Genomic DNA, 19,595 nt, shown 5'->3' on the forward strand with positions numbered 1-19,595 from the left:
GAGCGCGACATAAGCGTGAAAACCATCGCGCGGGGAATGCCGGGATGTCTCGGCTGAACCTGTGGTTCCTGCCGCCTGCATTTTTTTCGCAGGCGGGCCATGGGTGCGGCCAGCGCCCGGCATTCCCCGCGCCCTCTGTTCGAAGAGGGCGGAATATTCCATCCCTCGGACGCATGAACGCGCCGCGAGACCGCGGTCGTTTGCAACGCAGCACAATTCTCCGAGACCAAATCACGCAGTGTATTGCATGACGGCTGCAACCGCCTTTCAATACAGTGTCGGCGCGGCGCCCGCGCCGCGTGCCGATCACAGACGGAGCCCCCCATGTCGATGCAGAGTGTGGCCACGCCGACCTTTCGCCTGACCTCGCCACGGCGCAACTCGCTCACCCATATTCCCGGCGACGAGGGCTGGCCGATCATCGGCAAGACCTTCGATGTGCTCGCCGACCCGAAGGGGCACGTCGAACGTAATGCCAGGACATATGGCCCCGTCTATCGCACCCATATGTTCGGCGACGTCAACGTCGTGCTGCTCGGGCCGGAAGCCAATGAGCTCGTGCTGTTCGACCAGGCCAAACTGTTCTCCTCGGCGCATGGCTGGGGCCACATTCTCAACCTGCTGTTTCCCCGCGGGCTGATGCTGCTCGATTTCGACGAGCACCGGATGCACCGCAAGGCGCTGTCGGTCGCCTTCAAGGCCGGGCCGATGAAGTCCTATCTCGCCGGCCTCGACCGCGGCATCGCCGCACGCATCGCGCAGTGGAAGCAGGCGCCCGGCGAGATGCTGTTCTATCCGGCGATCAAGCAGCTGACGCTCGATCTTGCCGCGACCTCGTTCCTAGGCAGCGACATCGGGCCGGAGGTCGACGAGATCAACCGCGCCTTCATCGACATGGTCGCGGCTGCGGTCGCACCGATCCGCAAGCCGTGGCCGGGCACCCAGATGGCGCGCGGGGTCAAGGGCCGCCAACGCGTCGTCGCCTATTTCTCCGAGCAGATTCCGCTGCGCCGCGCCAGCGGCGACGGCGACGATCTGTTCTCGCATCTGTGCCGCGCCACCGACGATCACGGCGCGCTGCTGTCGACGCAGGACATCGTCGATCACATGAGCTTCCTGATGATGGCGGCGCATGACACGCTGACCTCGTCGCTGACGTCCTTCGTCGCCCAGCTCGCGGCGCATCCCAAGTGGCAGCAGAAGCTGCGCGAGGAAGTCGCGAGCCTCGGACTCGCGAAGGACGATGAGATGAGCTCGGAGCATCTGGAGAAGATGAAGCTGACCGAGATGGCGTTCCAGGAGACGCTGCGGCTGATGCCGCCGGTGCCGTCGCTACCACGCCGGCCGATCCGGGATTTCACCTTCAAGGGTTATGCGATCCCGGCCGGCACCGGCGTCGGCATCAATCCGATGTTCACCCATCATATGCCGGAGATCTGGCCTGAGCCCGCGACGTTCGACCCGATGCGCTTCACCGACGAGGCCCAGCGCGGCCGTCATCGCTTCGCCTGGGTGCCGTTCGGCGGCGGCGCCCATATGTGCCTCGGCCTGCACTTCGCCTACATGCAGGCAAAGTGTTTTGCGCGGCACTTCCTATCCAACATCGAGGTCTCGTTCGCGCCCGGCTACCAGCCGAGCTGGCAGGTCTGGCCGATCCCGAAGCCGCGCGACGGGCTGAAGGTGCAGATCAAGGCGGTGTGAGTCGGGCGCATTGATACAGCAAGGGCGCCAAGGATCTTGGTTTGTTGCGGAGCCTTACCACCTCGTCCTGGCCGGGCTTGACCCGGCCATCCATCCTGCTGCACCCGCGGATGGAAGGAGGTGGATGCCCGGGTCAAGCCCGGGCATGACGACGTGTATTCTTTGCCATCTCCTACTCCACCGCATCCCCGAGCAGCTTGCGCATCGTCTGATAGCCCTGCTGCTGCTGGCTCCAGTTGCGGCCGCCGGTGATGGCGCCGTCGATGACCAGATCATGGCCGTTGATGAAGCTGGATTCGTCGCTGGCGAGGAACACCGCGGCATGGGCGATGTCGTCGGGAAGACCGGCGCGCGGGATCGGCTGCGCGCTGGCATAGGCGGTGCGGATCGTCTCAGGTGTCTTCTCGGCGGCCTCGGTCGACAGCCCCAGCGCCTTGCCGAAGATGCCGGTCGCGATCAGGCCGGGCGAGATCGAGTTGACGCGCACGCCGGATTCGCCGAGCTCCATGGCGACGCATTTGGTCAAGTGGATCACGGCGGCCTTCGCGGTGCTGTAGACCACCGAGGTCGAAAAGCCCGCGAGACGTCCGGCGATCGAGCCGTTGTTGATAATGCTGCCGGTGCCCTGCTTCTTCATATGGGGCGCGGCGTATTTCATCCCGAGCATCACGCTGCGCACCAGCACCGCCATCGCCTGATCGAAACGATCGGCCTCGAGGCCCTCGATGCCGCCGGTCTGTGCCGGGCCGCCGGCATTGTTGAACAGGCAATCGAGCCGGCCGAACCGGTCGACGGCGAGATCGATCAGCGCGCGCATCTGCTCATCGACGGTGACGTCTGTCTGGCGGAATATGCAGCTTGCGCCGAGACGGCCCGCGAGCGCCTCGCCCTCGGCGCTGCGCCGTCCAGCCACGACCACCCGCGCGCCTTCGGCGACGAAGACCTCCGCCGTGCGCAGCCCGATGCCGCTGGTCGCCCCGGTGATCACGGCCACCTTGCCGTCCAGTCGTCCCATTTCCCGATCCTCTTGTTTGTTGATTGGTTACAATTCGCCCAAGTTCCCGTCACGGAACCATCATCGAGCGCGCAAAGTTGCAACACAAGTGATACGGCCTCCATTTACCGGACAAATTACCGCCACGCCGGCCTTAATTTGGATGCGCGATTGAGGCTGATGAACGTCCATGATGCGACTCATCGACGACATGAAACGGATCTGGCGTGGCGAGCAGCAGCCGTCGGCGATGTGGAGCAGCCTGTTTGCCGCGGCGTGCCTGCTGATCGCGACCGGCGTCCGTCTCGGCATGGCACAGCTGCGGCCCGACGTGTTCTTCACGCCGTATATCCCGGCCGTGTTCTTTGCCACCGCCATGGGCGGTTCGGCTGCCGGGCTCGTCACCGCGATCCTGGGCGCGGGACTCGGCCTGGCGCTGGACTTTGGCGGCGGTCCGGTCGATGCGGCGCGGCTGGCGCTGATGGCGATGTATCTCGCCGTGAACGGGCTGGTGATCTGGGGCGTCAGCCATTATCGCGGCCTTGCCGCCAAGCAGCGCGAGATCGCGCGGCGGCTGACCGAGGAGGAGCAGTATCGCAAGCTCCTGGTCGACGAGTTGCATCATCGGCTGAAGAACAAGACCTCCACCATTCACGCGGTGCTGCACCAGGTGCTGTACGAGCAGCCGCAGGTCTGGGACCGCATCGATCAGCGGATCCGCGCGCTCGCGACCGCCGACGACCTGATCGCGCGCGCCGATGGCCAGGGGTGCGACCTGAAGGATCTCCTGATGTCGGAGCTCGGGCCCTATGGCCACGTCCGCTTCGAGCTCAACGGCGATCCGCTGTTTCTTCCGGCCAAGCTCGCCGTCAGTCTGGCCTTGATCTTCCACGAGCTGGCGACCAATGCAGGCAAGTATGGCGCCTTCGCATCCCCGCGCGGCTTCCTTCAAGTCACCTGGGCCAGGCAGGAGGATCGCCTCACGTTGAGCTGGGACGAGGCCGAGGGCCCGCCGGTCGAGCACGTCGGCAAGCCGGGCTTCGGCACCAAGCTCCTCAAGGCGGCGTTGTCGCCGTTCGACGGCAAGACCGAAACCACGTTCTCGAACACCGGACTCCACTGCACGATGCAGTTCAGGATCCCGCACAGCTGAGATGCGCCGGCGCGGCGTTGTTCGACTTTCGCAGCAGGCCGGCGCCGCACCTGACGCGCGCGCGTTTACCGGCCATTAATGACGCTGCGGCTCGATCTCTCATTCGTTTCCCATGCTTGAAGGCGGCTTCCGTGTTTCCACGTACCGCTTAACTAAAATGAAGCGGGAACTTTGCACAATCGGTGCATGTACAGCAGCGACCATTTCAATTTTCTGGCTGAGACGTCGGACGATCGGGGGACCACCCAGGCCGAGCTGCGCTTTCTGCGCAGTGTCGTCAGTCAGTTGCCGTCCGGTGTCACGGTGCAGGACGAGCACGGTCGCTTTCTTCTCGTCAACGATGCCGCCGCTCTCCAGCTCGGCGCCGCAGCGAACAGCGTCGACGTCGTTTCGTCCCCGCAGCTCGACGGCCGGCGCGACGGCTGCCGTGAGCTGCTCGCGCGGGGTCGCACCGTGATCTCCGAAGAGAAGGTGACGAGCACGCTCGGTGCGCAGACGCTGCTGACGGCACACCGCCCGCTCCGCATCGGCGATCGGCACGTGCTGCTGTCGAGCTCGGCCGACATTACCGAGCAGAAGGAGTTCGAGGACCAGCTGTTCCGCGCCGCCTATTACGACGAATTGACCGGCCTGCCGATGCGCCGGGTGGTCGAGCATCGCGCCAACCATCTGGTCCGGCGCGGCGACATCGATGGCCGCTTCGCGCTCGCCTTCCTCGATCTCGACAATTTCAAGTACATCAACGACTATTATGGCCATGCCACCGGCGATGCGCTGCTCATCGAATTCGCCAAGCGCATCGGCCGCGACCTCCGCGAGACCGACCTGCTGTCGCGCATCAGTGGCGACGAGTTCCTGCTGCTGCTGCACCCGATCGACCGGGCCGAGGAGGTCGCCGAGTTCCTGCAGGACATGCTGAACCGCCTGAACGCGCCGTTCTTCATCGACGGAGCCGAGGTGTTCGCATCCGCATCCGTCGGAGTCAGCCTGTTTCCCGAGCACGGCGCGAGCTACGACATGCTGCGGCATAACGCCGATCTCGCCATGTATCGCGTCAAGAACGGCGGCAAGGGCGCGATGGCCTTCTTCTCCAGCGCGATGGAGCACGAGGCGCTCGCGCGCATGAAGGTGGAGCAGTCGCTGCGCTCGGCCATCCTGGAGAAGCGGTTCTGCTGCGCGTTCCAGACCAAGGTCGACATCCGTACCGAGGAGATCAAGGGTATCGAGGCGCTGGTGCGGCTGCGCGACAATGAGGGCGTGATCCAGGCTCCCGGCTCCTTCATCAATCTGGCCGTGGAGCTCGGCCTGATCGACGAGCTCACCCATCTCGTGCTGGACGAGATCGTCAAGTCGATCGACCTGATCAACGAGACCTTCGGGCACAGCGCGACGATCAGCATCAATGTCGCGGCCAAGCAGGCCTCGAACCTGGACTTCATGCGTCCGTTCGCGCGGGCGCTGGAGAACACCGGCTTTCCCAAGCGGTTCATGGTCGAGGTCACCGAAGACGCCTTCGTCACCCGCAGCCAATTCCAGGATGAGATCGTGCCGCTGCTGCGCGAGATCGGCGTCGCGATCTCGATCGACGATTTCGGCATCGGCTATTCGTCGCTTTCGGCGCTCGCCGACATCACCGCCGACGAGATCAAGATCGACCGCTCCTTCATTACCGACATCCACAAGCGGCCGCGCAGCCAGGGCATCCTTCGCGCGATCGAGTCGCTGAGCGAGGCGCTCGGCATGACCGTGATCGCCGAGGGCATCGAGTCGTTCGAGGAGCTCGCCTACCTGCAGGCGGCGACCAAGATCCGCTATGCGCAAGGCTACTACTTCTCACGGCCGATCTTCCTCGAGGAGCTCAAGCCGGTGACCCCGCTTGCAAGCGAGGCGCGCATGAGTCTGGCGAGTCGCGCGGTGCAGGAAAATCGCCAGTCCTACGCGCGCACCAGCCAATATCGGCGCTGATTTCCGTCGAGAGGCCGGGGATCCATCTGTCAGCACAAAGTATGAGGCGTTCCAGACTGCCTTCCAAAGCGCCTTGACCCGGCCCGCAGCTGCACACTATCAGTTGCAGCCAACAGCCGCCGGTAGCTGGGAGGAAGCGTCGTGAAGACCTCGCATATTGTAAAAGTTATTGTTTCGTCACTGACCGCAACCCTGCTGGCGTCAGCCGCGCAGGCCGACGACCTGAAAATCGCTCTCATCTACGGCAAGACCGGCCCGCTCGAGGCCTATGCCAAGCAGACCGAAGCGGGCCTGCGGCTCGGCTTCGAATACGCCACCAAGGGCACCAACATGATCGACGGTCGCAAGATCGTCATCATCACCAAGGACGACCAGGGCAAGCCCGACCTGTCGAAGGCCGCGCTGTCCGAGGCCTATCAGGATGACGGCGCCGACATCGCGATCGGTACGACGTCGTCGGCCGCGGCGCTGGCCGATCTGCCGGTCGCCGAGGAGAACAAGAAGATCCTGATCGTCGAGCCGGCGGTGGCCGACCAGATCACCGGCGAAAAGTGGAATCGCTACATCTTCCGCACCGGCCGCAACTCGTCGCAGGACGCGATCTCCAACGCGGTGGCGATCGGCAAGCCCGGCGTCACGGTTGCGACGCTGGCGCAGGACTATGCTTTCGGCCGCGACGGCGTCGCCGCCTTCAAGGAGGCGCTGGCCAAGACCGGCGCGACCCTGGGCGCCGAGGAATATGTGCCGACCAACACCACCGACTTCACCGCGGTCGGCCAGCGCCTGTTCGATGCATTGAAGGACAAGCCGGGCAAGAAGATCATCTGGGTGATCTGGGCCGGCGCCGGCGACCCCCTGACCAAGCTGCAGGACATGGATCCGAAGCGCTACGGCATCGAGCTGTCGACCGGCGGCAACATCCTGCCCGCACTCGCCGCCTACAAGAGGCTGCCGGGCATGGAAGGCGCGACCTACTATTATTATGACATTCCCAAGAACGCGGTGAACGACTGGCTGGTGGCCGAGCACCAGAAGCGCTTCAACGCGCCGCCGGATTTCTTCACCGCCGGCGGCTTCTCCGCGGCCATGGCGGTCGTCACCGCGGTGACCAAGGCGAAGTCGACCGACACCGAGAAGCTGATCGCGGCGATGGAGGGCATGGAGTTCGACACGCCGAAGGGCAAGATGATCTTCCGGAAAGAAGATCACCAGGCGCTGCAAAGCATGTATCACTTCCGCGTCAAGGTTGATCCCAATCTCGCCTGGGCCGTCAACGAGCCGGTTCGCGAGATCAAGATCGACGAGATGGCCGTGCCGATCCGCAACAAGCGCTAAAGATGACACCCGTGCCCGGCCCTCGTGCCGGGCACGTCCACTTTGGAAGTCATGCTGACGATATGACCCTCACTCTCGAAACCCGCGACCTCACCATCCGCTTCGGCGGCCATGTCGCGGTCAACACTGTCAGCTGCAGCTTCCGCCCGGGCGAGCTGACCGCGATCGTCGGCCCCAACGGCGCCGGCAAGACCACCTATTTCAACCTGATCTCCGGCCAGCTGTCTCCCTCCTCCGGATCCATCCTGTTCGACGGCCGTGACATCACCTCGCTGTCGGCGCCGCTGCGCACCCGTGCCGGGCTTGGCCGCGCCTTTCAGCTGACCAATCTGTTTCCCAATCTCAGCGTCGAGGAGAACGTCCGCCTCGCCGTGCAGGCGCAGAGCGGCGTGCACTACGATCTGCTGCGTCCGTGGATGGCGCGGCGTGACCTGATCGCGCGCGCGGATGCTATCCTCGACCAGGTCGCGCTCGGCAGCCGCCGCAGCGTCACGGCGACCACCTTGTCGCATGGCGACCAGCGCAAGCTCGAGGTCGCGCTGATGATGGCGCTGGAGCCCAAGGTCTTCATGTTCGACGAGCCGACCGCCGGGATGAGCATCGACGAGGTGCCGGTCGTGCTCGACCTGATCGGCCGACTCAAGCAGGACAAGAGCAAGATCATCCTGCTCGTCGAGCACAAGATGGACGTCATCCGCTCGCTCGCCGACCGCATCATCGTGCTGCATAACGGCCAGCTGGTCGCCGACGGCGCGCCCGCCGAGGTGATCGCCTCGCCGATCGTGCAGGAAGCCTATCTCGGCGTTGCGCCGCGGAGCGCGGCATGAGCGCGCTGCTGAAACTGTCTGCTGTCGAGACCTATATCGGCCGCTATCACATCCTGCAGGGCGTCGACTTCGAGGTGCCCGAGGGGCAGACCACGATGCTGCTCGGGCGCAACGGCGCCGGCAAGACCACCACCCTGCGCACGATCATGGGACTGTGGCAGGCGAGGAACGGCAGCATCACGCTGGCCGGCGAGCCGATCGAGAAGCTCACGACTCCCGACATCGCCCAGCGTGGCGTCGGCTACGTGCCCGAGAGCATGGCGGTGTTCTCCGACCTCACCGTCAAGGAGAACCTGTTGCTGGCGGCGCGCAACGGCCCGCTCGACGACGCCCAGCTCGCCTGGATCTTCAGCTTCTTCCCAGCGCTCAAGAAGTTCTGGCTGTCGCGCGCGGGCAGCCTGTCCGGCGGCCAGAAGCAGATGCTGTCGATCGCCCGCGCGATCGTCGAGCCGCGCAAGCTGCTCCTGATCGACGAGCCGACCAAGGGCCTGGCACCGGCGATCGTGATGTCCCTGATCGAGTGCCTCAAGGAGATCAAGCGCCGTGGCGCCACCATCCTGCTGGTCGAGCAGAACTTCCATGCCGCGCGCGAACTCGGCGACCAGGTTCTGGTGATGGACAACGGCACCATCGTCCATCGCGGCGACATGGCCGCGCTCGCCACCGACGTGACGCTGCAGGAGCGCCTGCTCGGCCTCAGCCTGGAGGCCCATCAATGAGCGATGTTGCTGCAAGCGACGCGCTGCCGAAGCCGAAACGCGATATCGCGCCGCTGCTGCTGCCTGTCGTGCTGGCCGTGCTGATGATCCCGCTGGTGGGCTCCGCGAGCTCCTGGGTCACGCTCACGGTCGCGAGCCTGGCGATGGGCATGATGATCTTCATCATGGCGTCCGGGCTGACACTGGTGTTCGGCCTGATGGACGTCCTGAACTTCGGCCACGGCGCCTTCATCGCCGTCGGAGCCTACGTCGCGACCCTGGTGCTGCTGCCGCTCGCGAGCTGGGCGCAGGCCGACTCGTTGCTGACCAACCTTGCCGTGCTCGTTCCCGCCGCGCTGCTGTCGATGGGCGTGACCGGGGCGCTGGGCCTGGTCGTCGAGCGCGTGCTGGTGCTGCCGGTCTACGGCCAGCACCTCAAGCAGATCCTGATGACCACCGGCGGCCTGATCGTCGCCGAGCAGACGCTGTACGCACTGTTCGGCCCACAGATTATTCCCATGCCGCTGCCGACAGCGCTGCGTGGCTCCTTCATCCTCGGCGACATCGCGATCTCGAAATACCGGCTGCTGGCGATGCTGGTTGGGCTCGCGATCTTCGTCGCCATCGAGCTGGTGCTGAACCGGACCAAGATCGGGCTGCTGATCCGCGCCGGCGTCGAGAACCGCGAGATGGTCGAGGCGCTCGGCTATCGCATTCGCCGCCTGTTCCTCGGCGTGTTCATGACCGGATCGGCCCTGGCGGGGCTCGGCGGCGTGATGTGGGGCCTGTATCGCGAGCAGGTGCACGCCTCGCTCGGCGACGAACTGACCGTGCTGGTGTTCATCGTCGTGATCATCGGCGGGCTCGGCTCGATCACCGGCTGCTTCATCGGGGCAATCCTGGTCGCCATGGTCGCCAATTACGGCGGCTTCCTGGTGCCCAAGCTCGCGCTCGTCTCCAACATCCTGCTGATGGTCGCCGTGCTGATGTGGCGGCCGCGCGGCCTCTATGCGGTGACCAGCCGATGATGATTCTCTCCGGCGACCCGCCCCGCAGCCGCGCGCTGTCCGTCCTGCTCATCGTCATCGTGCTGGCGCTGCTGGCGACGCCCTTCATCTTTCCTGGCGCCAAGGCACTCAACGTCGCCGCCAAGATCTGCATCTTCGCGGCGCTGGTCGCGTCGTACGATCTGCTGCTCGGCTATACCGGCTCGGTGTCGTTCGCGCATACGATGTTCTACGGCATCGGCTCCTACGCAATAGCGATTGCGCTCTATGGACTCGGTCCGAGCTGGACCTCGGTCGCCGTCGCAGTGGCAGCCGGCCTGCCGCTCGCTTTGCTGCTGGCGCTCGCGATCGGACTGTTCTCGCTACGGGTCGAAGCGATCTTCTTCGCGATGATCACGCTCGCGGTCGCCTCCGCCTTCCTGGTGCTGGCCTCGCAGCTGTCCTGGCTGACCGGCGGCGAGGACGGCCGCAGCTTTCAGCTGCCGGAGCTGCTGCGTCCCGGCACCGTGTTCATCGGCAAGGAGTGGTTCGGCTTCCCGATCAATGGCCGCATCCTGACCTATTATCTGGTGCTGTCGGTTTGCGCGCTGATGATCCTGGCGCTGCTGCGGGTCGTCAACTCGCCGTTCGGCCGGGTGCTGCAGGCGATCCGGGAGAACCGCTTCCGCGCCGAGGCGCTGGGCTATCGCACCGTCTTCCATCTCACCTATGCCAACTGCATCGCGGCGGTCGTCGCCGCGGGCGCCGGCATGCTGAACGCGCTGTGGCTGCGCTATGCCGGCCCCGACACCTCACTGGCCTTCTCGATCATGCTGGACATCCTGCTGATGGTGGTGATCGGCGGCATGGGCACGATCTACGGCGCCATCATTGGCGCGGCGATCTTCATCCTCGCACAGAATTACCTCCAGGCGCTGATGGGCCTCGCGTCGACCACAGCCGCCGACGCCGGATTGCCGCTGCTGCCGGGCCTGCTGCATCCGGACCGCTGGTTGCTGTGGCTCGGCCTGCTGTTCATCGCCAGTGTCTATTTCTTTCCGACCGGCGTGGTCGGCCGACTCCGGGGCAAGACGGGGTCGCCGCGCTGATTTTCAGCCTTGGGCGGTACGTGAATGGCGAAAAGCGCAATTGTCGACGACATTTTGCTGCCAATTTAACAAGCAGCTAACTGAGTTTCCTAACGGCTCCGGTACCAGTGCCTTGCTATCAAATTGGCCCACAACAATTGTTTTTCCCGGGTCGATCAAGGCATGCAACGCGCAGCAGACACGTCAGGGGCGGCCGCAACCGAACCGGAACGGGCCGGCATGTCGCTCTGGCGCGGCCCGGTGCCATGGCTCGCAGCCTGCGGCACGCTCCTCATCGCCGCCATCGTGATCGGGACGATCGTGATGGCCAACGGCTTCCGGGAGCGCACGATCGACAACAACGAGCGCGAGCTCGAGAACACGGTGCTGCTGCTCACCCGCCACTTCGCACAGCAGTTCGAGGATGCCGAAACCGCAGTGTCGCACGCAATTGGCCGCATGCAGCTCGGGTCGATCGATTCGCCGGCGGCATTTCAGACCCGGATGGCGCAGCCCGACATTCGCGAAATGCTGCAGTCGCAGGTCAACGGCCTGTCCTACATGGGCGACCTCACCGTCGTCGGCTCCGATGGCAACTTCGTCAACTGGTCACTCGACGAACCGCTGCCGCCGGTCAGCGTCGCACAGCGCGACTATTTCAAAGCCCTCGCCAACGATGCGCGATTCGACAGGGTCGTCATCGCGCCCGTGGTCAGTCACGTCACGAGGAAGTGGGCCACCATCGTCGCTCACCGGCTGAACGGCGCGAACGGCGAGTTCCTCGGCTTGCTGACCCGCCGGGTCGATCCGCTGACGTATGAACGATTCCTGGAATCGATGGCGCTCGGTAGCGGCGCATCGATCACGCTGTTCCATACCGACGGCACGGTGCTCGCGCGCTATCCGCGCGAGGAGACGGTCATCGGTCAAAAGCTCGAAACGCGCGAGCTGTTCAACACGGTCGCGGACGGCGCCGTCCACGCCGCGCTGATCAGGAGCCCGTTCGACAAGGTCGAGAAGATCGCGGCCGGCGCCAAGATCAGCCGGTTTCCGCTGATGATCACCGCGACGCGCCCGGTCGATGACGCGCTGGCGGACTGGCGTTCCCAGGTGGTGCTGCTGGTCGGTGCCGCGGCACTGGCCGTGGGCGTGATCGCCGTCATGTTCAGCCTGATGATCGTGCAGATTCTGCGGCAGAGCCGGATCGCCCGCGAACAGCTCGAAAGCGAAAAGCAGCGCGTCGAGACAGCGCTCGATAACATGACGCAGGGGCTGATCTCGTTCGACGCCGACGCGCGTGTCGTGATGTTCAATCAGCGCTTCATCGATCTGCTCGGCCTGTCCTCGGACGTGATCCAGCCCGGCACCCATCTTTACGACGTGATCGCGCACTGCAAGGAGCAGGGCTCCTTCAGCGGCGACGTATCGGAATACTGCGCCGGCGTGGCCGACCGGGCCGCAGGCGGCAGCACGTCGCAGATGATTGCGGAGTCGCGTGCGGGACGTTCCTTCAACATCATCGAGAAACCGCTCGCGACGGGCGGCTGGGTCACCACGGTCGAGGACATCACGGAGCAACGAAAGCTGGAGCAGGAGCGTGACCGCAACTACGCTTTCCTGCGCGAGATCATCGATCACATCCCGTCCTACATCATGGTCAAGGATGTTCGCGATCGCCGTTACGTGCTGGTCAACCAGTCCACGGAACGGAGTTTTGGCCGACCGCGCGAGGAGATCGTCGGGCAGACCGCATCCGAGCTGCTCCCCAAGGCGTCCGCCGACAAGGTGAAGGCCGATGACGACCGCGCGCTGGAGCATGCGGACGGGCTTTTCCTCAGCGAGCATCCGTGGCAATCGCCGGCGCTCGGGCTGCGCTACATCACGTCGCGCCGCATCGCCGTTGCCGACGACACCCATCGGCCGCGCTACTTGATCAATGTGATCGAGGACACCACCGAACGCCGGCTTGCAGACGAGAAGATCGCCCACCTCGCCCATTTCGACGCGCTGACCGAGCTGCCGAACCGCGTTCTGTTCCGCGAGCGGATCGCCGAGGAAGTCGAGCGCGCGCGTCACGGCAAATTCTTCGCGCTGCTCTATATCGACGTCGACGAGTTCAAGGCCATCAACGATTCACTCGGACATCACGTCGGCGACGAGCTGCTGAAGACGATCGCCAGCCGGATCAAGAACTGCCTCGCTCCGGAGGACATGGTCGCGCGGCTCGGCGGCGACGAATTCGCGGTGCTGCTGACCATGGCTGCCGACCGCGACGAGGTCGTCGTGACGGTGACGGAGATCCTGCACAGTATTCGCAAGCCTTGTCGCTGCCTCGGATATCAGTTGTCGACGGACGCGAGCATCGGCATCGCGCTCGCGCCGGAGCACGGCACCGACAGCGATCAACTGACCAAGAATGCCGATCTGGCGATGTACGCGGCCAAGTCCGACGGCCGTCACACCTTCCGCTTCTTCGAGCAGGCGATGGACGAAAACGCGCGGGCCCGGCTGCAGCTGCAGCAGGACCTGCGCCGCGCCATCGCGGAGGATCAGTTCGAGCTGCACTACCAGCCGCTGCTCGGCTTCAGCGAGAACAGCATGACCGGTTGCGAGGCACTGCTGCGCTGGAAGCATCCGGAACTCGGCATGGTGCCGCCGCTCGACTTTATTCCGCTTGCAGAGGACACCGGCCTGATCAACGAGATTGGCGACTGGGTGGTGCGAACGGCCTGCGCGGAGGCGGCGAGCTGGCCCGGCGACATTCGCGTCGCCGTCAATGTGTCCCCGGTCCAGCTCAAGTCACCGACGCTGGCGCTGCGCATCGCCAGTGCCCTGTCGGCGGCAGGTCTTGCTCCGGAGCGTCTCGAAATCGAGATCACCGAGGCGGTGCTGATCGGCGACGACGATGTGGCACTCGCCATCCTGCATCAGCTGCACGACATGGGCGTGCGCATCGCGCTCGACGATTTCGGCACCGGCTACTCGTCGCTCAGCTACCTCAAGCGCTTCCCGTTCGACAAGATCAAGATCGACCGCTGCTTCGTCAACGACCTCGGAGCGGACAGCTCGTCGGCCATCGTCCAGGCCGTGGTGAGCATCGCGGCCGCCAGCAACATGACGACGACGGCGGAAGGCGTCGAGACCGGAGCGCAACAATCCGCATTGCGCGATCTCGGCTGCACCGAGATGCAAGGCTATCTGTTCAGCGCGCCGAAGCCGGCCGCCGAGCTGCGCAAGCTGTTCGCCACGCGCGAGACGACCGCGGAGGATTTGCAGGCCGCCGGCTGACCCTGGCCGGGCCGCGCTCTGCAATCCTCCCGGACTCCGGCGGCGCCGCCAAATGCGCCCCGCGGCAGACAGCGACGCGACCGCTGGCGTCTCCGGCTTGGTGACGGCGGTCACACCCGCCACAATGCGCCAAACCGCCTCACGCGAGCTGAGCGATGCTGCGTTCCGTCCCGTTGGCGGGCGCCGGGGGCGACCTATATACAGGCGGCCGGAACTCAGCAGGTGGCCCATGCAACCCGTCTCATTGCTCCTCAATGTCCTCTGGATCGTGCTTGGCGGCGCCTACATGGCGTTCGGCTGGCTGGTGGCAGCGGTGGTCATGGCCATCACCATCGTCGGCCTGCCCTGGGCGCGCGCCGCCTTCAACATCGCGGCCTACACGCTGCTGCCGTTCGGCTCGCGCGCCGTCCGCCGCGACGAAGTGACCGGCCTCGAGGACGTCGGAACCGGTCCGCTCGGCCTGCTCGGCAACATCATCTGGTTCGTGCTGGCCGGCTGGTGGCTCGCCCTCGGCCACCTGGTCACCGCCATCGCGTTGGCGGTGACGATCATCGGCCTGCCGTTCGCCTGGGCCCATCTGAAGCTGGCCGGACTCGCGCTGTGGCCGATCGGCAAGACCATCGTGCCGGCCTGAGCCGGCCGGTGCGCCCCGGCGCCGCCGGCCCCAAGAAACCTCCGAATGGGCGCGACCGCGGCCATTCGGTCCAAAATCGACAGACAATCACGCTCCGGCGTGGCATCGGGCTGCGCTGCCCCGTTGCCTGCCCCCCGCCAATCGGCTAAACGAAGCGTCGCACGCACCCGTAGCTCAGCTGGATAGAGCGTTGCCCTCCGAAGGCAAAGGTCACACGTTCGAATCGTGTCGGGTGCGCCACTTCGGTACAAAACCGGGCACTGCAAACTTGCCGATTTTGCGCTGGAAGCGGCGACGAGCGTACGCAGGAGCGCGCTTTTCGATCCCATGATACGGACTTCTTTCGCGTCCAGTTCGACGCGTTGAGCGGGTGCGCGGAGATGATCCCGGCGGTAACCGCCCGGCTCGGCCGCATTCGCCTGCGGGCCTGGCTGGCGAAGGTCTTGAGCGCCTGGGGATGTGATGATCCAGCGCGGCCCGGGCCCGCTCTGCGTCCGCGCGGTGACGCGGCAATCTCGACGCGAATGACACTTTGCAGAAGTCGAACCCGCACCGCGGTGGCAAGCGTGGGCGCTCATCTGAACCAAGGCAATGGCCGGTGAAATTTCCAGCCAAAGGCGGTGGATGTGTCTTGATCCAGCGAAGGGGCATGAGGGTCGCGAGCGGTATCTCGCGTCGTCCTGGTTTCAATTCACTGGTGCGGCTCGTCGCTCCGAACCACAAAAGACTCAAGCACGCGCTTCATGCCGCCATTGTCGAAATTGATCGTGAGTATGCGGCCCTCTGCGGCAACAACTGTGCCGTGGCCGAACTGGCTATGCAACACCCGATCTGGCACCCGGAAGTTAGACGCTCCGGGATCGAGCTGGAGCGTCGTGCTCACAGTCTGCGGCATTATCAAAACGGGTCCGCTCAACTGGCCGCGATCATGATCCAGCCATAGGAAAAGTGCGACAAACCCTAAAATGGCAGCCAGGGCTGCCATGGTCCCGTGAAACGCGCGCATGCGCCAGGCCCACTCTGCGAACTGTCGGAATGGTACGTCGGCTTCACACGGTTCGCAATCGAGTGCCATTAAGGGCGGCAACGATCGCTTCTGGCCCATCACCTCGATCCCTCCGCTGGTCGAAATGGCCGCTATTGAAGGGTAACCTGACCACCAGCGAAATCGGGAAGCGGCCGCGCATAGGGCGTAGCGCAAGATCGTAGTCCCGCGGTTATCCGGGAGGATCGTCTTGGCGGCCGTAGCATCATAACGCCACGACGAAGCAATACTGCCTATCTTCATCGGCCGCGGCGCGCCAGCAACATCGATAGCCGGGGCTTGTATATCGATTTCCCGCCGGGCGATTTCTCAATCGCTCGTTCGATTGGGCCAGTCGCCGCGTCAATGTCTGATGACACCGCAGGAGCGACGAAACTCCGTCAAAACTCAATTCGCGACGAGACCAACGGAGAACGCTGCATTCAAGTCTTTGGGGTTGGTGCCCAGCCGATTCCAGAATCACGCCATCCGAGTTGGTACTACCGATCGGCGCCCACAGGAGTTGGTGTCGACCGAACGGACGGGCGGCGGCGTGACGGTCGACACCGGCGGTGCGCAAGACACCGACGACGGACTTCCCCAAGGCTTCCAATCCCTCTCCTCCTCGCACCGAGAAGCCGCTTCAAGCCCTCGATATCTCAGGATAAATCGGCGTACGACTTGGCCCGGCCGGGCTACTACCTTCCGCCTATGAGAGTCCGCCATCGGTGGTGGTCTAATTCCCGCCGATGCTTGCAGCGCGACTGCGCATCCGGCCTGGCGCGCACGCGCCACAGCCTCACAACAAAGACACATGCGGAGGGAACTGATGAATTTCACGAGCAGGAGATTCTTGGCTGGCATCTCGACGGTTGCCTTCCTCGTCGCCGGCACGCTTGGCGTCCGCGCCAACGATTCGGCGATGAAGGCCGCCAGCGAGCCCGGCGCCTGGGCCATGGCAGGCCATGACTACGGCAACACCCGGTTCAGCCCGCTGAAGGACATCAACACCGAGAACGCCGGCAAGCTGTCGCTGGTCTACTCGTTCTCGCTGGCCTCGCTGCGCTCCAACGAGTCCTCGCCGATCGTCATCGGCAACACGCTCTACGTCTCGAGCTCCTGGGGTCCGAAATACGTCTATGCGCTGGACGCCGCGACCGGCGCGCGCAAATGGACCTGGGAGCCGGACATTCCGGACGACGTGCTGCAATATGCCTGCTGTGACGTCAACAATCGCGGCGTCACCTATGCGGAAGGCAAGCTGTTCGTCGGCCGGCTCGACGGCAAGCTGACCGCGCTCGACGCCGCGACCGGCAAGGAGCTGTGGACCAGCAAGGTGGTCGACTACAAGCAGGGCTCGGTCATCACCTCGCCGCCGCTGGTGGTGCGCGACAAGGTCATCACCGGCTTCGGCGGCGGCGAGTACGGCGTGCGCGGCTCGCTGCAGGCCTTCGACCTCAACTCCGGCAAGCAGCTGTGGCAGACCTACACCGTGCCTGCACCCGGCGAACCCGGCAGCGACACCTGGAAGGGCGACACCGGCCTGCATGGCGGCGGCGCGGCGTGGCTGGTCGGCTCCTATGATCCGAAGACCGACACGGTCTATTGGGGCACCAGCAATCCCGGTCCCTGGAACACCGCGGTGCGCTCGACCGGCAATGGCGATTTCGGCAAGCTGACCAACCTCTACACCGCCTCGACCTTGGCGATCGATCCGAACAGCGGCGCCATCAAGTGGCACATCCAGGGCACGCCGGCGGATGCCTGGGACTATGACGGCGTCAACGAGGCGCTGCTGGCCGATCTGAAGATCGGCGGCGCGAGTGTTCCGACGCTGATGAAGGCCGACCGCAACGGCTTCTTCTTCGTCGCCAACCGCGAGACCGGCAAGGTGATCTCGGCCGAGAAATACGTCTTCGCCAACTGGGCACAGAAGTGGGACGTCGCGACCTCGCGTGCGGTCGAGGACCCGGACAAGCGCCCGGGCCCGGGACATCCGGCCAAGGACATCTGCCCGAACCTGATCGGCGGCAAGAACTGGCAGCCGATGTCGTTCAGCCCGGACACCGGCCTGGTCTACATCCCGACCAACAATGTCTGCATGGACTGGGCGGTCAGCGACGTCGCCTACAAGCGCGGCGTGTTCTATCTCGGCGCCGAATTCCCGACCAAGGAAGGCCCGGGCGGCTTCCTCGGCGAGCTCGTCGCCTGGGATCCGGTCGCCAACAAGAAGGTCTGGTCAATCAAGGAAGACCTGCCGTTCAACGGCGGCACCTTGGCCACCGCGGGCGGCCTGGTGTTCTCCGGCAATCTGCACGGAGACTTCCGCGCGGTCGATGCCAAGACCGGCAAGATCCTCTGGAGCAAGAATCTCGGCTCCGGCATCGGCGCGGGCCCGGTGACCTACTCCGTCGACGGCAAGCAGTATGTCGCCGTCGTGGTCGGCCGCACCGCCTCGCTGCCCGCCTTCCTCGGCGAGGTCGGCAAGAAGATGACGGCGGCGGCGCCGGAAGGCGGTTCGCTGTTTGTCTTCGCGGTCCAATAAGGGCCAGCGTCACGATGATGGCGCGTGTCCCCCGCAAGCGGGACACGCGCACTCCACCGCACCAAGCGGAGCACGATGGCCCGGCCGCGAAGACCGAGCCATCCTGACTTGCAAACAAGACGACACAATTGGAGGGAACGAGGATGCGCCGGAATCGTCGCTCGAACTGGCAGGCCGCCGTCGAAACGTCCGCACATATGACGGCTCTCGCTGCCGTGTTTGCCGCCGGCCTGCTGGCATCGCCGGCAGCGGTCGTGGCGAACGAGGTCGAGCCGTTGCGGCTCTGCGCGGATCCGACCAATCTTCCGTTCTCGAGCGACAATCCATCACAGCCGGGATTCTATCTCGAGATCGGCCAGGCGCTGTCGCGAGAGCTCGGCCGCCCGGTGACGTACGACTGGTACAAATCCTATTTCGGCAAGCGCACCGTGCGCGTGACGCTGCTCGGCAAGCAATGCGACGCGATGATCGGCCTGCCGCTGTCGTCGGATTTCATGGGACCGTCGGTGATCTTCTCGAAGAAGATCACGACCGAGACCTACGCGCTGGTCGGCCGCGCAACGCTGGACGTGCACGGCATCGACGATCTCCGCGGCAAGCGCGTCGCCGTGCAGTACCAGACGACGCCGCAAAATCTGCTGGCCGAACGGGACGACATTGAGAAGCTGACCGTGCTCACACCCGACGAGGGCATGGCAGCGCTGGCGCAAGGCAAGGTCGACGTCGCCTTCATCTGGGGACCGGTCGCGGGCTGGCTGAACAAGACGAGCTATGAGAGCCGCTTCCGGGTCCAGCCGGTCGAAGGCGCCGGCCTGTCCTGGGATGCAGCGATCGGCTTTGCCAAGAGCTCCACGCAATTGCGCGATCAGGTCGACGCGGCCTTGCCGCAGCTCGGAGCGCGGATTGCCGAGCTCGCTGCCAAATACGGATTGCCGGGCGAGCCGCCCATCAGGTTCGGCGCCGCGCCGAGCCGGATCAGGCTGGCCTCGCTCGCCGGTCCCGCTCAGTTCATCCGATCGCCGGCTACCGACGCAGCCGTGATCAGGGTCTCGGAGTCGGACGCAAACAAGACCGAGACGATCGCTGCCGGCAAGGAGATCTTCAACGGCACCTGCGCGCACTGCCACGGGCCCGATGCCGTGCAGGCCGAAAAGCGGATCGACCTGCGCCGGCTGCAGACCCGCTACGGCGAGGACATGCGCGACAAGTACTGGACCACGGTGCATGAGGGCCGCCCCGCCAAAGGCATGCCCGCCTGGAAGGAGGTCTTTACCGACGACCAGTTCGAGAGCATCTATGGGTTCCTGCTGACCGTGCAGTCCGACTAGGCCAATCGAGGGAGACGGATGGCGGTCGG

14 protein-coding genes and 1 tRNA gene are annotated in these 19,595 nt (G+C 64.9%); 13 read left to right on the forward strand and 2 right to left on the reverse strand.

Annotated elements, in window-relative coordinates; translation table 11 throughout:
• The first annotated feature begins 324 nt into the window (after positions 1–324).
• Positions 325–1,701: a cytochrome P450 gene (locus ACQR07_RS14115; protein WP_434902875.1), complete on the forward strand. Its 1,377-nt coding sequence runs from the start codon at positions 325–327 to the stop codon at positions 1,699–1,701.
• A 172-nt stretch (positions 1,702–1,873) separates the two neighbouring features.
• On the opposite strand, the gene ACQR07_RS14120 is transcribed toward ACQR07_RS14115, so the two are convergent.
• Positions 1,874–2,716, reverse strand: coding sequence for an SDR family NAD(P)-dependent oxidoreductase (locus tag ACQR07_RS14120; protein ID WP_434902876.1), 843 nt, complete (start codon positions 2,714–2,716; stop codon positions 1,874–1,876).
• Between the two features lie 169 nt (positions 2,717–2,885).
• Here ACQR07_RS14120 and ACQR07_RS14125 point away from each other — a divergent pair, with 169 nt between their 5' ends.
• From ACQR07_RS14125 to ACQR07_RS14170, 10 genes are all read left to right on the forward strand, one after another.
• Positions 2,886–3,848, forward strand: coding sequence for a sensor histidine kinase (locus ACQR07_RS14125; protein ID WP_434902877.1), 963 nt, complete (start codon positions 2,886–2,888; stop codon positions 3,846–3,848).
• Positions 3,849–4,034: 186 nt separating this feature from the next.
• Positions 4,035–5,813, forward strand: a complete 1,779-nt coding sequence (locus ACQR07_RS14130; protein ID WP_434902878.1) for a putative bifunctional diguanylate cyclase/phosphodiesterase — start codon at positions 4,035–4,037, stop codon at positions 5,811–5,813.
• 141 nt (positions 5,814–5,954) lie between these two features.
• Positions 5,955–7,148: a substrate-binding domain-containing protein gene (locus tag ACQR07_RS14135; protein WP_434902879.1), complete on the forward strand. Its 1,194-nt coding sequence runs from the start codon at positions 5,955–5,957 to the stop codon at positions 7,146–7,148.
• A 62-nt stretch (positions 7,149–7,210) separates the two neighbouring features.
• On the forward strand, positions 7,211–7,975 hold the full coding sequence (locus tag ACQR07_RS14140; RefSeq protein WP_434902880.1) for an ABC transporter ATP-binding protein: 765 nt from the start codon (positions 7,211–7,213) through the stop codon (positions 7,973–7,975).
• Positions 7,972–8,694 carry an ABC transporter ATP-binding protein gene (locus ACQR07_RS14145; protein ID WP_434902881.1) on the forward strand — a complete coding sequence of 241 codons (723 nt, stop codon included), beginning with the start codon at positions 7,972–7,974 and terminating at the stop codon, positions 8,692–8,694. The genes ACQR07_RS14140 and ACQR07_RS14145 overlap by 4 nt, the downstream gene beginning before the upstream one ends.
• Positions 8,691–9,701 carry a branched-chain amino acid ABC transporter permease gene (locus tag ACQR07_RS14150; protein ID WP_434865179.1) on the forward strand — a complete coding sequence of 337 codons (1,011 nt, stop codon included), beginning with the start codon at positions 8,691–8,693 and terminating at the stop codon, positions 9,699–9,701. Before ACQR07_RS14145 ends, ACQR07_RS14150 begins: the two co-directional genes overlap by 4 nt.
• Positions 9,698–10,768: a branched-chain amino acid ABC transporter permease gene (locus tag ACQR07_RS14155; protein WP_434902882.1), complete on the forward strand. Its 1,071-nt coding sequence runs from the start codon at positions 9,698–9,700 to the stop codon at positions 10,766–10,768. Before ACQR07_RS14150 ends, ACQR07_RS14155 begins: the two co-directional genes overlap by 4 nt.
• Positions 10,769–10,930: 162 nt before the next feature.
• On the forward strand, positions 10,931–14,035 hold the full coding sequence (locus tag ACQR07_RS14160; RefSeq protein ID WP_434902883.1) for a bifunctional diguanylate cyclase/phosphodiesterase: 3,105 nt from the start codon (positions 10,931–10,933) through the stop codon (positions 14,033–14,035).
• Positions 14,036–14,264: 229 nt separating this feature from the next.
• The gene (locus ACQR07_RS14165; protein ID WP_434865176.1) at positions 14,265–14,669 is read left to right on the forward strand and encodes a YccF domain-containing protein; all 405 of its coding nucleotides are present in this window, start codon (positions 14,265–14,267) and stop codon (positions 14,667–14,669) included.
• Between the two features lie 163 nt (positions 14,670–14,832).
• Positions 14,833–14,909 (forward strand) — tRNA-Arg (locus ACQR07_RS14170).
• Positions 14,910–15,360: 451 nt separating this feature from the next.
• On the opposite strand, the gene ACQR07_RS14175 is transcribed toward ACQR07_RS14170, so the two are convergent.
• Positions 15,361–15,774: a hypothetical protein gene (locus tag ACQR07_RS14175; RefSeq protein WP_434902884.1), complete on the reverse strand. Its 414-nt coding sequence runs from the start codon at positions 15,772–15,774 to the stop codon at positions 15,361–15,363.
• A gap of 772 nt (positions 15,775–16,546) precedes the next feature.
• On the opposite strand from ACQR07_RS14175, the gene ACQR07_RS14180 reads away from it, so the two are divergent.
• Together ACQR07_RS14180 and ACQR07_RS14185 are read left to right on the forward strand one after the other, a co-directional pair.
• Positions 16,547–18,238: a PQQ-dependent methanol/ethanol family dehydrogenase gene (locus ACQR07_RS14180; protein WP_434903080.1), complete on the forward strand. Its 1,692-nt coding sequence runs from the start codon at positions 16,547–16,549 to the stop codon at positions 18,236–18,238.
• Between the two features lie 143 nt (positions 18,239–18,381).
• The gene (locus ACQR07_RS14185; protein ID WP_434902885.1) at positions 18,382–19,566 is read left to right on the forward strand and encodes a c-type cytochrome; all 1,185 of its coding nucleotides are present in this window, start codon (positions 18,382–18,384) and stop codon (positions 19,564–19,566) included.
• The last annotated feature ends 29 nt before the right edge of the window (positions 19,567–19,595 follow it).

The sequence above is a fragment of the Bradyrhizobium sp. HKCCYLS20291 genome (assembly GCF_051167715.1).
Lineage (GTDB): Bacteria > Pseudomonadota > Alphaproteobacteria > Rhizobiales > Xanthobacteraceae > Bradyrhizobium.